General features: G+C 63.8%; 14 protein-coding genes and 1 tRNA gene. 6 read left to right on the top strand and 9 right to left on the bottom strand.

Annotated elements, in window-relative coordinates; translation table 11 throughout:
- Positions 1-6 precede the first annotated feature (6 nt).
- From fhuB to EJ079_RS08625, 3 genes are read right to left on the bottom strand one after another with little or no spacing between them, the layout of a single operon-like run.
- On the bottom strand, positions 7-2,010 hold the full coding sequence (gene fhuB / locus EJ079_RS08615; RefSeq protein ID WP_127808768.1) for a Fe(3+)-hydroxamate ABC transporter permease FhuB: 2,004 nt from the start codon (positions 2,008-2,010) through the stop codon (positions 7-9).
- Positions 2,007-2,867 (bottom strand): ABC transporter substrate-binding protein, encoded by an 861-nt coding sequence (locus tag EJ079_RS08620; protein WP_127808769.1) that lies wholly within the window; start codon positions 2,865-2,867, stop codon positions 2,007-2,009. Before EJ079_RS08620 ends, fhuB begins: the two co-directional genes overlap by 4 nt.
- A 25-nt stretch (positions 2,868-2,892) precedes the next feature.
- On the bottom strand, positions 2,893-5,112 hold the full coding sequence (locus tag EJ079_RS08625; protein WP_127808770.1) for a TonB-dependent siderophore receptor: 2,220 nt from the start codon (positions 5,110-5,112) through the stop codon (positions 2,893-2,895).
- Positions 5,113-5,291: 179 nt separating this feature from the next.
- Between EJ079_RS08625 and EJ079_RS08630 the strand changes: the two genes are divergently transcribed.
- From EJ079_RS08630 to EJ079_RS08645, 4 genes are all read left to right on the top strand, one after another.
- Entirely contained in the window at positions 5,292-6,083 is a 792-nt protein-coding gene (locus tag EJ079_RS08630) for an ATP-binding cassette domain-containing protein (RefSeq protein WP_164762277.1), read from the top strand.
- A gap of 280 nt (positions 6,084-6,363) precedes the next feature.
- The gene (gene exbB, locus EJ079_RS08635) at positions 6,364-7,080 is read left to right on the top strand and encodes a tonB-system energizer ExbB (protein ID WP_127811302.1); all 717 of its coding nucleotides are present in this window, start codon (positions 6,364-6,366) and stop codon (positions 7,078-7,080) included.
- 4 nt (positions 7,081-7,084) lie between these two features.
- Positions 7,085-7,552, top strand: a complete 468-nt coding sequence (exbD, locus tag EJ079_RS08640; RefSeq protein WP_127808771.1) for a TonB system transport protein ExbD — start codon at positions 7,085-7,087, stop codon at positions 7,550-7,552.
- Positions 7,549-8,508 carry an energy transducer TonB gene (locus EJ079_RS08645; protein WP_127808772.1) on the top strand — a complete coding sequence of 320 codons (960 nt, stop codon included), beginning with the start codon at positions 7,549-7,551 and terminating at the stop codon, positions 8,506-8,508. The genes exbD and EJ079_RS08645 overlap by 4 nt, the downstream gene beginning before the upstream one ends.
- 149 nt (positions 8,509-8,657) lie before the next feature.
- On the opposite strand, the gene EJ079_RS08650 is transcribed toward EJ079_RS08645, so the two are convergent.
- The 6 genes from EJ079_RS08650 to EJ079_RS08680 all read right to left on the bottom strand — a co-directional run bounded on the left by EJ079_RS08650 (position 8,658) and on the right by EJ079_RS08680 (position 12,343).
- Entirely contained in the window at positions 8,658-8,978 is a 321-nt protein-coding gene (locus EJ079_RS08650) for a hypothetical protein (RefSeq protein ID WP_127808773.1), read from the bottom strand.
- A gap of 111 nt (positions 8,979-9,089) precedes the next feature.
- On the bottom strand, positions 9,090-9,350 hold the full coding sequence (locus tag EJ079_RS08655) for a hypothetical protein (RefSeq protein WP_127329798.1): 261 nt from the start codon (positions 9,348-9,350) through the stop codon (positions 9,090-9,092).
- 4 nt (positions 9,351-9,354) lie between these two features.
- A complete protein-coding gene (locus tag EJ079_RS08660; RefSeq protein ID WP_127268063.1) occupies positions 9,355-9,609 on the bottom strand; it encodes a hypothetical protein in 255 nt (84 codons plus the stop codon).
- 68 nt (positions 9,610-9,677) lie between these two features.
- Positions 9,678-10,742 carry a SagB/ThcOx family dehydrogenase gene (locus tag EJ079_RS08665; protein WP_127268064.1) on the bottom strand — a complete coding sequence of 355 codons (1,065 nt, stop codon included), beginning with the start codon at positions 10,740-10,742 and terminating at the stop codon, positions 9,678-9,680.
- Between the two features lie 427 nt (positions 10,743-11,169).
- Positions 11,170-11,919 carry a helix-turn-helix transcriptional regulator gene (locus EJ079_RS08675; protein WP_127808774.1) on the bottom strand — a complete coding sequence of 250 codons (750 nt, stop codon included), beginning with the start codon at positions 11,917-11,919 and terminating at the stop codon, positions 11,170-11,172.
- Positions 11,920-12,267: 348 nt separating this feature from the next.
- Positions 12,268-12,343: transfer RNA gene (locus tag EJ079_RS08680), tRNA-Ala, on the bottom strand.
- 256 nt (positions 12,344-12,599) lie between these two features.
- Between EJ079_RS08680 and EJ079_RS08685 the strand changes: the two genes are divergently transcribed.
- Positions 12,600-12,890, top strand: coding sequence for a YggT family protein (locus EJ079_RS08685; protein WP_023811703.1), 291 nt, complete (start codon positions 12,600-12,602; stop codon positions 12,888-12,890).
- Positions 12,891-12,903: 13 nt separating this feature from the next.
- Entirely contained in the window at positions 12,904-13,221 is a 318-nt protein-coding gene (locus tag EJ079_RS08690) for a DUF167 family protein (protein WP_127268066.1), read from the top strand.
- Positions 13,222-13,237: the final 16 nt, after the last annotated feature.

Raw genomic sequence — 13,237 nt, forward strand, 5'->3', positions numbered from 1 at the left:
CGGACTTCATTGCCTGCCTTTCCACATCAGCGCCATGAAATAGGGGCCGCCGACGAAGGCGGCGATGAGGCCGGCCGGCACTTGCCAGGGAAAGATCAGCGTCCGCCCTGCCCAGTCGGCGGCAACGAGGATCAGCCCGCCTGTCATGGCCGAGGCCAGAAGCTGCGGCACGGCGCGGCGGAAGCCGAGCATGCGTGCGAGGTGCGGCGCCATCAGGCCGACGAAGCTCAGCGGGCCGATGACCAATGTCGCGGTTGCGGTGGCCAATGCGGTGAGCGCAAGCAATGTGGCGCGAACGCGTCCCAGTCGCAGGCCAAGGCCACGCGCGGCGGTTTCGCCGAGCGGCAGTATATCGAGCCAGCGCGCGGTCAGCGGCGCCAGCGCGAGGACGGTGACCGCGACCGTTGCGGCGGTGAAGGCATCCGTTGGCGTTGCGCGATAGGTCGATCCCGACAGCCAGGCGAGCAGGAAGTCCATGCGCGGATCGCCGCTGGCCAGAAGCAGCGCGGCGAAGGCGGACGCGACCGTCGCAACGGCGACGCCGGCAAGCAGCAGCCGTTCCGGCGACAGGGCATTGCGTCGCCCGACCAGCACGACGATCGTCAGCGCCAGCAAGGCGCCCGCCAAGGCCGCGCCGAGCATTGTTGAGCGGTCGAAGCTGTCGCTGAGCAGCAGCAGCGCCAGCACGCCGAAAGAGGCGCCGCCGGAAATGCCCAGGACCTCGGGTGCGGCCATCGGGTTGCCGGTCATGCGCTGCATCAGCGTGCCGGCGACGGCGAGCAGGACGCCCGCCGACAGGGCGACGACGACGCGAGGCGCGCGCAGGGCAAGCAGCTCGGTCAAATCCGCGGATGCGATCCAGTGCCAACCGCCTGCGCCACGGCCAAAGCCGATGGCGAGGACAACCGCGAGGATGAGCGCCAGCAGGCCCGCGATCAACGGCAGGCCGTTTGTCGGCAGGCGTATCGACGACACCATGTCGGCCTGCCTTTCGGGGGTGGTTCGCATTCGCGGCAACAGGAACAGCAGCAGCGGCGCGCCGAGCAAAGCGGTCGCGGTGCCGGCGGGGATTTCGCCGGTGAACGGCAGATGCTGCACCAGGCGGTCGGTGAGCCAGAGCAGGGCACCGCCGACCAGCGGCGACCAGACCAGACGGCGGCCAAGCGTGCGCGCTCCGGCCAGCCGCGCCAGCGCCGGGGCGGCGAGTGCCACGAAACCGATGACGCCGACCTCGGCGACGACCAGCGCGCTGAGCGGGACGGCGACTGTCATGCCGGCAAGGCGGATGACGGCCGGCCGGGTGCCGAGCGATGCCGCGCCGTCGTCGCTGAGGTCGAGCAGGCGTAGCGGTCGCCAGAGCAGGAGCGCGGCGCAGATGCCGGCCAGCAGCCATGGCGCCAGAACAAGGACCGCCGCGTCGCCATTCTGCACCAGCGAGCCGCTCTGCCAGATGAACAGCTCCTCGGTGTATTCGCGGTTGAGCGCCATCAGCAGCGCGCCGGCCGAGCCGAAAGTGAGGCTGACGACGAGGCCGGCGATGATGATCGACACTGGCGAAAAGCTGCGCCCGCGCGCCAGTGCGAAAACGGCTGATGTGGCGAGCGCGCCGCCAGCCAGCGCCACGCCTTCGCGGCCGCCTTCCAGCAGCCATGGTGCGTAGAGGGTGGCGGCCGCCAAAGCGAGGCTCGCTCCGGCATTGGTGCCGATCGTGGTCGGCTCGGCCAGCGGGTTGCGCAGCACATGCTGCATGATGACACCGGCGAGACCAAGTGCCGCGCCGGCCAGCATGCTGACGGCGACACGCGGGAGGAAGGCATAGCGATACAGCAACTGCGCTGGATCGGATGTGTCGGGAGCGGTGAGCGCCTGCCACCACAGGTGCGTCGGGAAAAGGTTGATGAGATCGAAGATGGTCAGCATCAGTGCCAGGCCCGCGGGCACGGCCACCAGCAGGATGAGCGCGCCGATGCCGTCGCGCTGTCGCGGCAGGGACATTGCCTGAGCGATCATGCCGCTGCCACGAATTCGGCGAAACGCGCGGCAGCAGTGAGACCGCCGAACGGCCAGACTGGCGGAATGGTCCGCACCTGGCCGTTCCGGACGCAGGGCAGATTGGCCCAGAGCGAGCTGCGGGCAATCCTGATCCTGACGTGCGGCGGGATCGGATCGAGCGAGATCAGTTGCGCCCCGCCGACGGCGACCAGTTCCTCGATGCCGACCGTCGAAAAACCCCATTCATTGGTGGCGCCGGTCCAGGCGTTGACGAGGCCGAGCCGGTCGAGGACATCCTGCAGCAGGCTGCCGGCGCCGTAGACGCGGACATGGCGATCGTCGAACATGCTGACGACGCAGACCGGTTTTTGCACCGCCCGCTCCAGCCTGGCACGCGCTTGGGCGATCGAGGCTTCGGTGCGCCCGACAAGGTTTTCTGCTTCCGTCCTGCGGCCGAGCATGTCGCCAAGCTGCAGCGTCACCTGTTGCGCCTGCGCGTAAGGTGGAGCCTTGCCGCTGTAGAACGGCACGTTGAAGGTCGGCGCCAATCTGGTGAAGCTGTTCTCGTCCAAGCCATAGCCATAGGCGCCGACGATCAGGTCGGGCCGCAGTTCCCGAAGCAGTTCGAGATTGGGCTCGCTGCGCGATCCCAGGTCGATGGTGGCCTGCGGCAGCGCCGGGCCCTGCACCCAGTCGCCATAACCCCTGGTGTCGCCGACGGCGAGCGGCGACAGGCCGAGCGAGACCACCAGTTCGGCCGATGTCCATTCCAGGCAGACGACGCGGGCAGGTGCCGCGCGTGCCATGCCGCCCGGCAAAGCGAGGCCGGTCGCGGCGAGGCCGGCAAGATACTGGCGCCGTGTCAGCGCCGCCATTTTGGGCCGGCCCGCCACATTGCTTCTACCATGTGTATTTCACCGAACCGTTGATCCTGCGGCCTTCGCCGTAGAAGCAGCCGAAGCCCGAGGAGAAACAGGAGGCGACATAGCGTTTGTCGAACAGATTACTGGCATTGAGGCTGAGCGTGGCGTTCTGCCAGGCGTAATGCACCGCCGCGTCGGCGAGCACGACCGACGGAACCTTGAAGCTGTTGGCGTCGTCGCCATAGGTCGAGCCGACATAGCGGACGCCGGCACCCAGGCCGAGACCTTCGAGCTTGCCGCTCATGAAGGTGTAATTGGCCCAAAGCGATGCGGAATGGGCCGGCACGCCGAAGGGCATGTTGCCCTCGTTGCTGACCCAGACGCCGTTGACGTCTTCGACAGCGGTCGCCTTGGTGATCCTGGTGTCGAGGTAGGTGTAGGCCGCTCTCAGATCGAGGCCCGCATCCAGGCTCGCCACGGCTTCCAGTTCCACGCCGCGCGAACGGATCTCACCGGTCTGGAACAGATCGTTGGGTGAGCCCTCATTACCGGAACGCACGACATTCTGCCGGGTCAGGTCGAAAACCGATGCCGTAATGAAGGAGTTCCAGCCGGTCGGCTGGTATTTCAGCCCGATCTCGTACTGCCTGCCGGTCTCGGGCACGAACAGATTGCCGTCGCTGTCGGCGCCGGCCACGGGCTGGAACGATTCGGAGTAGCTGACATAGGGCGCAAGCCCGTTGTCGGCGAGATAGACGAGCCCCGCCCGGCTGGTGAAGGCGTTGTCCTTCTGCTCGGGAATGTAGCCGCCGGCCAGATTGTCGTAGACCTTGGCGTCCGACCAATCCTGGCGGCCGCCAAGGGTCAGCCGCCAGTTGCCGAGCTTTACCTGGTCCTGCGCATAGAGACCGACCTGCTGCTGGGTGGTGTCGGTATCGGTGTAGGGCGTCAGATCGGTGATCGGGTACCCGTAAATCGGATCGAAGACGTTGAAACCGTCCTCGACGGTCCCTTCCGAGGCATAGTCGCGGTAAGTATAGCGTTTGTAGTCGAGGCCGACGAGCAGCGTGTGGGCGAGCGGCCCGGTGTCGAAATCGGCTTGTGCCTGGTTGTCGATGGTGACGCCGCTGAGTTTGGTGCCGCCGGCATCTGCATAACGGTAGTAGTCGCCGCTTGAAGGTTCCAGGCCGTCCGAGTCCGTCAGCCCGCCACCAAAGACGCCCTCCTCGGTGTGGGTGAGGTGGACGTAGCGGGCATGCTGCCGAACCTGCCAGGTTTCGTTGAAACGGTGGTCGAATTCGTAGCCGATCGAAGCCTGGTCGTTGTTGTAGGAGTCGAAGCCGGGTTCGCCGACGAACATGCTGTTCGGCAGGTACTTGCCGTCCTTGCCCGGTATGACCGTGCCGTAGGCAGGCAGATACTGCATCGCCCAGCCCGAGCGATCGCGCTGATAGTTGGCGAGGATGGTCAGGCTGGTGTCGGCATCGGGCTGCCAGGTGATCGCCGGCGCGATGAAGATGCGGTCGTCCTTGACGAAATCGGTCTGCGTGTCGCCCATGTGAGCGGCACCGGTGAGACGAAACAGCAGCGACTTGTCGGCGTTCACCGCGCCGCTGAAATCGAACTTGCCTTCATACCGGTTGAAGCTGCCACCACCGAATTCGACCTCGCGCAGGTTTTCCTCGGTTGGCCGCTTGCTGACATAGTTGATGATGCCGCCGGGGCTTGCCTGGCCATAAAGTACCGACGCCGGTCCGCGCAGCACCTCGTAGCGTTCCGCGCCATAGGAATCGAGTGCGGTGAACAGGGTGAAATTGCTCTCCTTGAGCTGCAGCCCGTCCCTGTAGAAGACGCCGCTGGCGTTCGAAATGCCGCGCAACTGCAGGCCGAGGCCGCGATTGTCGGTGCCGTAGAGATTGCCGGTGGCGCCGGGTGTGTAGCGCAACGCGCTGTTCAGGCTGTCGACGGCCTGCGCTTCCATCTGGTCCCTGGTGATGACCGATATCGATTGCGGCGTCTCGATCAGCGGCGTGTCGGTCTTGGTGCCGGTGGAGCCCTTTGTGGCAACGTAGCCCTTGACCGGCCCGAAAGCGCTTTCGACACGTTCCTGGACTTTGATCGGGTCTAGGGTGGTGGTGACCGTCTCCTGGGCCAGTGCATGGCCGCAGCCAAGCAGGGCCGGCAGCGACACCGTTGCGATCAGCAGGCGCTTGCGCGCTATCCGGTTCCGCCAAATCGGTCCATGTCCTGAAATCATCTGGTGCGCCCCTGTTTCCAAATTTCGTGCCGATATTGCCGGTCGCGCCGATTTGTTGATCGTTGCAGTCATCTTCAATGTTGACTAGTAAGGTCATGTTTCATAGTCAACCGGGCACGACCCGTCGAAATGCCGGAATCTGGAAATGCGGGCGGCCGCACTGGAGAAAAGCCATGAGCATGGCTGGAATTGATGCCCAGACTGCCTTCCATATCGACGCGGTGCGCTTTGCCGTCGGCGAGCGGACGCTGCTCGGTCCGGTCTCGCTCGAATTGGAGCGCTCGCGCGTCTATGGGCTGATCGGCCACAATGGTTCGGGCAAGTCGACGCTTATCAAGCTCATGGCGCGCCAGCAGCCGGCGAGTTCAGGCGCCATCACTTTCGCCAGACGTCCGTTGCCGCAATGGGGCGCCCGCGAATTTGCCCGCGCGCTTGCCTATCTGCCGCAGACGACGCCTGCGGCGACCGGCCTGACCGTGCGCGAACTGGCGACGCTCGGGCGCTATCCCTGGCATGGCGCGCTTGGCCGTTTCCGCGCCGAGGACAGGCAGCATGTCGAGGAGGCGCTGGCCCTGACCGATATGGAGGGTTTTGCCGACCGGCTGGTGGACGAATTGTCGGGCGGCGAGCGCCAACGCGCCTGGCTCGCCATGCTGGTGGCGCAGAACGCCGGCGTCATGCTGCTCGACGAGCCGATTTCGGCACTCGACATCGCCCATCAGGTCGAGGTGCTCGGGCTGGTCAAGGAGCTCAGCCGCAAACGCGACCTATGTGTCGTCGTCGTGCTGCACGATCCCAACATGGCGGCGCGCTACTGCGACGAACTGATCGCGCTCAAGGACGGCAAGCTGCTGACGCGCGGCACGCCAGGCGAAATCATGCGCAGCGATGTGCTGAAAGGCATTTTCGGTGTGGAGATGGGCGTGTTCGCGCACCCCGTCACCGGCCAGCCTGTCGGCTATGTGCAGTGACAATATCTGATGCGGCGGCGGGAAATAGAAGGCGGCAGGCCGCTGTGAGAACAAGGAAGAAGCTGTTGTCGAGAACTGGTTTGTTGGCGGCGTTGGTCGCATCCGTCATCCTGTCGGCCGGCGATCGCAGCGGCACAGGCCCCTCCAAAAGCGAAGGCGCACAGACCGGGGTCAAAAGCAGCGGGATCAGCNGGGCGCTCCGCCGGCCACGATGGCGCCTTCGCAGCCAGGCACCCAGCCGAACACGGCCGCGCCGTCCGAGGCCGGACCTTCGACGGCGATGGAGTTGACCTTGCCGCATGATCTGTCGCCATGGGGCATGTTCATGGCGGCCGACATTGTCGTCAAGGCGGTGATGATCGGGCTGGCCTTTGCCTCCCTCGTCACCTGGACGATATGGTTGGCCAAGTCGCTGGAGCTTTTCGGCGGCAAGCTGCGCATTCGTCGCGCCGTGCGGGCGATCGGCGAGGCCGCCACGCTGAAGCAGGCCAGCCGTACCCTTGACCGCAGCGGCGGTCCCGGCGCGCTGCTGGTGCGGGCGGCCGAGGAGGAGACCGCACTCTCGGCCGGCGCGCTCGATCATGTCTCGGGCGACGGCCTCAAGGAACGGGTCACGTCGCGCCTGTCGCGCATCGAGGCGGCGGCGGCGCGGCGCATGTCGCGCGGCACCGGCGTGCTGGCGACGATCGGCTCGACCGCGCCCTTCGTCGGCCTGTTCGGCACTGTCTGGGGCATCATGAACGCCTTCATCGGCATCTCGCAGGCGCAGACCACCAATCTCGCTGTGGTCGCGCCGGGCATCGCCGAAGCGCTGCTGGCCACCGCGATGGGCCTGGTCGCGGCCATACCGGCCGTCGTCATCTACAACGTCTTTGCCCGCTCGATAGCCGGCTATCGGCAGATCCTCGCCGATGCTGCCGCCGGGGTCGAACGGCTGGTCAGCCGCGACCTCGACTTCCGCACCGTCGCGCCGGCAACGCCACTGGCGGCGGAGTAGCGCCATGGGAAGCAGAATCCGACAGACCATTGATGACGATCTCGAGGAAAGCCACGAGATCAACGTCACCCCGTTCATCGATGTCATCCTGGTGCTGTTGATCATCTTCATGGTCGCGGCACCGCTGGCCACGGTGGATGTCAATGTCGACCTGCCTGGTTCGACCGCAACGCCCGCGCCGAGGCCCGAGACACCGCTGTTCCTGACGCTGAAGGACGATCTGACGCTGGCGATCGGCAATGACAGCGTGCCGCGCCCGGCTTTCGCCACGACGCTGGACGCCAAGACCAAGGGCGACAAGCAGACACGCATCTTCCTGCGCGCCGACAAGGCGGTCGCCTATGGCGACCTGATGGAGGCGATGAATCTATTGCGCGGTGCCGGCTATCTGAAGATCGCGCTGGTCGGCCTGGAGACGGCTCCCGCGTCCAATGCCCCGGCGCCCGCAGCCACTGGTGCGGCGGCGCCATGACGCAAGCGGTCGCCGTGCCCTCGGTCCAGCTGTCGCGCTTCGGTTGGCGCGACCTTGGCTTGTGGGCCGGTGCTGCCGCGCTGGTCCTTGGAGCCCATGTCGCGGTCGCCTATGCAGTGCAGAACCTCACAATGGTCACCGAAGCGGATGGCGGTCCACCCCCCGCGCAGATGATCGAGATGGCACCGATGGTGGTGATGCCGGCCGTGGAAGAGCAGGTCGCCGCGCTGGACGCGGTGACGCCAGATCAGACCGAACCGACACCGACGACCGAGCCGACACCTGAAGAACCGGTCGAAAAGGCGGAGCCGGTTGTCGAGCCGCCGGAAGCGGTCGCGCCAGACGAGGCCGAACCCACCCCGACCGAACCTACCCAGGCCGAAACGGCCGAACAGGTCGATCAGCCGCCGCCGGATGAGGTCATCCCGGATGTGGTCGAGGCTGTCACGCCAGACGTCGTCATTCCCTTGCCGCAGCCGAAACCGGTCGAAATTGTCAAAGACAAGAAACCGGTCGAGGCCAAGGCGAAGAAGCCTGTCGAGAAGCCCAAGCCGCGGCTTAAGAAGGAGAAGGCGGCTCCGCCGAAGACGGCAACCTTCGCCAGCGCCGACGCACGGCCCGCGGCCAAGACCGCCGCGCCGAAGGCGGCGGAATCGACGTCTCGCTCCGGCGACTCCAGCAAATGGGACTCCCGTCTGGGCGCCTGGATCAAGCGGCACACACGCTATCCCAGCTCTGCCAAGGCCCGACGCGTGGAGGGCAGGCCATATGTCGCATTCACGGTCGACTCGTCCGGCCGGGTCCTGTCTGCCAGGCTCTCTCGTTCCTCGGGGGATGCGGATCTGGACCGTGCGGCGCTCGCCGTGCTGCAAGGCGCCACGGTGCCGAAACCGCCACCGGAACTCGGCTCGCGTCTGAGCCGTACAGCGCCGTTCGTGTTCAGCCTGCGCAACTAGAGCAGTTCACCGTTTCACGGAAACGGCTAACTGCTCTAATTCTTTCGTTTGACGCAATTCCAAGGGAAAACGCTCTGCGTTTTCCCGGGAAAACCGTTTCACACTTTTCCTGGAATTGCTCTAGGACCGAATTTGTTCGGGCCGGCCTGTCAATAGGCCAGTGACAGACTCAGGGCCTCGACCTGTTCGAGATAGAAACGGCATTTCGTGCGCAAGGGCCCGAGGCCCGGGTCATCGGCGCCGTTGATCTCGATGGTCTGCATCATGAAGTCGAAATGGGCGTGGAAAGCGTCCACTGTACCCCAGAGACTGTCGGCCTGGCAGCTGTCGGCAATCGCCGTCGAGACGAGTTGGCGGGCCTCGACCCGCGCCGCGTCAGGCGATGGCGGCCGCCTGGCGACCAAGACGTCGAGCCGGCTGAAAACGCTTTCCCTGGCATCGACGCTTCTGATGTTGGCTATCATGTTCATGTGCAGGTCCCCTGGGCATTCCAGACGCGCAATAGGTTCCGGTCTGAAATTGAAAAACTGGTGATCAGAGCATTTTCAGCGGCCGCGTCGCGTTTTGGCGGGCGACATGCATCAAGCTTGAGCGACCGGATGCCGGTCCTGCGGGCAGGATGCAATCAGGGCCGGGATTGCGGTTGCATCGGAGGGGTGGCCCCTGATGATGTTGGCGACCTCGGCATCGGCCTGCTCGAACCAGTAGACCATGTCGGCGCGGCGCAGGTCCGTCGCGGCCTTCTTCAGCAACGGCAGCAGGCTTTGCAACGCGCACAGCGTCTCCCAGCGGTTTGGCCGGGAGGTCGAGCCGGCCACCGCGCATGCGGCTGACGATTGCATGTCGCTACGCTCTCCGTGGCTGGGCGGCCCGAGTGTCCTTTGCCTGCGCCTTGGGGTGCAGCGGGTTGCCGCTGAGCTGCGCATGCCTGGCCGGCCGTGCGCCGCGAAGAACGTCGAAGGCCTCTGCATAGGCCATGCCCAGCAGATAGGAGATCATCGGAAAACGGCTTGCTTCGGCCATCTGCACGAGCTCATTGGTCATCGACGAAATATATTGAAGGCTATCGATTTCCGACTGGCGTAAGGATTGATTTGGCACGTGCTGCTCCTGTCTCCGGTTATACCCTGGGGAACGCGTTACTGGCTGTGATGCACATAGTTGGTCGACTAATTGATGGACTGGCCCGCCGTGGACGGATCTCTTTCCGGCGTCGAGAGGGTCAAGGCATAGATCGGTGCGTCGGTGAAACTGTCGAGACCAAGCAGCCGCTTGATGGCGGAATGGCTGAGCGCGGCTGTCGGACATGCCGACAGGCCATGATTGGTCGCTGCCAGCATGATGTTCTGGCCGATATGGCCGGCCTCGATCAGCACGACACGATAGGCGTTGGCGTCCTCATATTTCCACATCGTGCGATCGAGCTTGGCGCAAAGCAGGACAAGGCACGGCATGGCGTCGGCCCACTCCTGTCCGCCGACCAGTTCGGAGATTTTCGGCAGATGGTTTGCGGAAATCCTGCCAAGGTCGTGATCCGCGGCGGAATAGTGATAGACACCGGGTTCGAGGCCATCGACGCCGAGCGCGACCACATAGGCCTCATAGGGATTTCGCGCGCCGCCTGAAGGGGTCATGCCGAGCGGCAGGGTGCCAACGCAATTGGCGGTCTCGCCGATGATGCCGAGCCCTGCGAACAGGCAATCGGAAAGCTGTTTGGCCGTGATGGTGGGCTGAGCCGCCGTGCGGTTGGTGCGGCGCCGCGCCATCAAGCTGAGAAGTTCATTGTCTTCCAGTGCATTCGGCAGCTGGATGGCGCCTGCGGAATTCTTGAGCATGAGGTTCGGCTGCGGCGTATGGCCGGCGCGTTCTATCTGCCGCTCTTCCGCTTGCTCGATGGTCATGTATTCGCTGTCCTGGACGCAGAAATGCATCAGCGCCGTCGGAAGCCCCCAACTCCATTGTCCTGAAAACTGTTCCTCCTGCTCGGCGAGAGGCGATCCGGCTGTGACCAGCGCGGAGAAATCGAGCAACTGGGGAACGACAGCCTTCAACTCGGACTTCGACCATCCATGGGCGCGGGCAATGTCCGCCGTCGATGCCCATTTGTCCCACGATGCGAGAAGGCCGACCATCTCGGGGCTGCATTCAAACACGCTTCTGGTCAGGAAGTTGCATGCCGTGACCTTGTTCGGTCCGGGGTAGAAAACAAGCGTTTTCGAAGAGCGCATTTTCATGAAGCTGGTTGCCATCTGCGGAGCCGAGGCGCCGACAAGCAAGACGCTCGTCGGCGCAGAACGGCTTCAGCGTTTGTTGTAGTGCATGCCCTGCGAAAAGAAGACGGTCTGCGTGCCGGCGGCAATCGTCAGCTTCGGAGCATTGGTCACTTTCTTGGCCATTTTCATCCCTTTCCTGACCCCATTTGGGATCCGTTGAAAGACCCCCGGAACGGGATCCGCGTGAAGAAAGGTAAGGTCGGAAGAGTTAATGGTTTGTTAAAATTATAGTAAAACAACGAGCCTAAGACGAACCCGTGGATTATCTTTCCTGGCATTAAAGTGTAAAATATCGATTTTATTCACATACAGAGTAGACAATCGTTGGCATACGCTTAATCGGCATACGCTTATTCTTATTTGGCGTAAGACACGGCGATCCGAGGGGTTAGCCCAACCCGTCCCGGGTGAGGCTGACAACCAGTTGATCGACGCCCGGATCGTCGAGATTGATGACATGCGCCATGCTGATGGCATCCCTTGGGTGGATGTTGGCAATGTCGCGCCGCATGATGACGGACACGAATGCCGGGCCGGCCTCCGTCAGAAGCATGGCCTTGCCCATCAGCACCGGTTCGGAGATGGGAGCCCATTGCACGGAGATCAGCGACGGCTCCCCGGTCTGGCGGCGATTGATGCCGCTGAAATAGATCCAGTTCAGCCGCGAGATCGCCACGCCATAGTGATTGCCGCGCGCTCGTGCCCAGGTCGATCCCCGGCGCTCCGACCATCCGGTGACCCTTCGGAAGGTGACCAGTTCGGCTTCGCGCCGCACGAAGGTCACCGAGCGTATCAGGAGGTCGAGGCGGCCCGGGATCGAGAAATAGGTGAAATAGGTGCCGCCCGCGATCGAAGGACTGGGAGGGCGGATCATCTGGTTGAACAGGCTCTCGGAAACCGGCGGCAGGCCACGCATCGCCAGCTCGGGTGCGCCGGGATCCTGGTACAGTTCGGCTTCGTCGATCCGAAAGTAATCGCATATCAGCTTGGCGGTAGCTTTGTTGGGAACGGTCTGCCCTTGCAGATAGCGTTCGAACTGCGTGCGATTGATGCGCAGCTCACGGCATACCGCACTTACGGAGGCATGGTCCTTGCACAGCCGTCTAAGGTTTGCAGCGAGATTGTCGCGAATTGACACGTCTTTGCTTCCGCAGGCGGATTTTTCATTTCGACTCGAAATCGATATAGCGTCTCCGGTCGCCCCCGCCGAAACGCCCTGGTCACAACGCACAGAAAAAACTGATTTGGTAACGTCAATTTAGTGGGGTGGTTTCCAAAAAAAACGGAAACAATCAGCGAGCTCTTCCGCCATAAGTCCAATTGACAAAAGTTTTGCCGGATATTGCGAAATAGGCGATGTAGCGCGGCCTTTTAAGGCGCGCCGGCACAGCAAATGCCAACCGCGGGGGCAAGCCGGGACGAGCGTCGCGGACTGCATCTGGCGCGGAGATGGGCATCTGGCGCGGAGCGTGGAGAATTATTCCGCTGGTGGAGCTGAGGAGGATCGAACTCCTGACCTCGTCATTGCGAACGACGCGCTCTCCCAGCTGAGCTACAGCCCCGTCCAGCGGATGGGCGCATTTATCGGGCGCCGCGGTTTCCTGTCAAGGCGGAGGTTTGCCGAAATCCAGTGCCGTCAAGCGTCGATCTGGCGCCGGCGGAAAGCGGCCCTTGCCGGTTTTGTGTATTCGCGCCTTCGTTGGGGTGTCGGCGACATGCCCTACAGTCCGACCGGGCCGGTATTGGCGCCCCACAGAAAGGCGGCCCTTGCCGGTTTCGCGTGCAATGGCTACATGTCGGCAACAATTGGAGACCGGCATGCTCGCCCTCATTCAAACAATCGTCATGGCGCTTGACCTCTACTGGTGGATCATCATCGCCTCGGCGATCTTTTCCTGGCTCTACGCCTTCAACGTCGTCAATTCGAAGAACCAGTTCGTCGGTTCCATCGGCAACATGCTCTACCGGCTGACCGAGCCGGCGTTGCGGCCTATCCGCCGCTTCATGCCGGACCTTGGCGGCATCGACATCTCGCCGATCATCCTGCTTCTGATCCTGTTCTTCCTGCGGCAGTTTCTGCTCACCACGGTGGCGCCTCTGATCCTGTGAGCAGGATGACCTTATGAGCACGCCGTTTCGCCTGCGCGAAAACGGCGCCGAGCTGTTTGTCCGGCTGACGCCAAAGGCTGCGCTGGACAGGCTCGAAGGCTTCGAGGCCACGGCGGACGGGCGAAGCCATCTGAAAGCGCGCGTCCGCGCCGTGCCGGAAAACGGCGCCGCCAATCATGCGCTCGAAAAGCTGCTGGCCAAGGCTCTGGGCGTGCCCGGGTCCGCTGTCTCGGTTGTCGCCGGCGGCACCGCGCGGCTGAAGACCGTGCGCATTGAAGGCGATCCGGCGAAATTGGCGAAAAGCATCGAGGCGCTCGGCCATCAATCCTGATGTCCTTGGCCGCAGG

The organism is Mesorhizobium sp. M7A.F.Ce.TU.012.03.2.1 (assembly GCF_004006095.1).
Lineage (GTDB): Bacteria > Pseudomonadota > Alphaproteobacteria > Rhizobiales > Rhizobiaceae > Mesorhizobium.

Excerpts from the sequence above, each read along its gene's own strand:
- fhuB (WP_127808768.1), bottom strand. The coding sequence starts at position 2,010 with ATGATCGCTCAGGCAATGTCCCTGCCGCGACAGCGCGACGGCATCGGC.
- EJ079_RS08620 (WP_127808769.1), bottom strand. The coding sequence starts at position 2,867 with ATGGCGGCGCTGACACGGCGCCAGTATCTTGCCGGCCTCGCCGCGACC.
- EJ079_RS08625 (WP_127808770.1), bottom strand. The coding sequence starts at position 5,112 with ATGATTTCAGGACATGGACCGATTTGGCGGAACCGGATAGCGCGCAAG.
- EJ079_RS08630 (WP_164762277.1), top strand. The coding sequence starts at position 5,292 with ATGGCTGGAATTGATGCCCAGACTGCCTTCCATATCGACGCGGTGCGC.
- exbB (WP_127811302.1), top strand. The coding sequence starts at position 6,364 with ATGGAGTTGACCTTGCCGCATGATCTGTCGCCATGGGGCATGTTCATG.
- exbD (WP_127808771.1), top strand. The coding sequence starts at position 7,085 with ATGGGAAGCAGAATCCGACAGACCATTGATGACGATCTCGAGGAAAGC.
- EJ079_RS08645 (WP_127808772.1), top strand. The coding sequence starts at position 7,549 with ATGACGCAAGCGGTCGCCGTGCCCTCGGTCCAGCTGTCGCGCTTCGGT.
- EJ079_RS08650 (WP_127808773.1), bottom strand. The coding sequence starts at position 8,978 with ATGAACATGATAGCCAACATCAGAAGCGTCGATGCCAGGGAAAGCGTT.
- EJ079_RS08655 (WP_127329798.1), bottom strand. The coding sequence starts at position 9,350 with ATGCAATCGTCAGCCGCATGCGCGGTGGCCGGCTCGACCTCCCGGCCA.
- EJ079_RS08665 (WP_127268064.1), bottom strand. The coding sequence starts at position 10,742 with ATGAAAATGCGCTCTTCGAAAACGCTTGTTTTCTACCCCGGACCGAAC.
- EJ079_RS08685 (WP_023811703.1), top strand. The coding sequence starts at position 12,600 with ATGCTCGCCCTCATTCAAACAATCGTCATGGCGCTTGACCTCTACTGG.
- EJ079_RS08690 (WP_127268066.1), top strand. The coding sequence starts at position 12,904 with ATGAGCACGCCGTTTCGCCTGCGCGAAAACGGCGCCGAGCTGTTTGTC.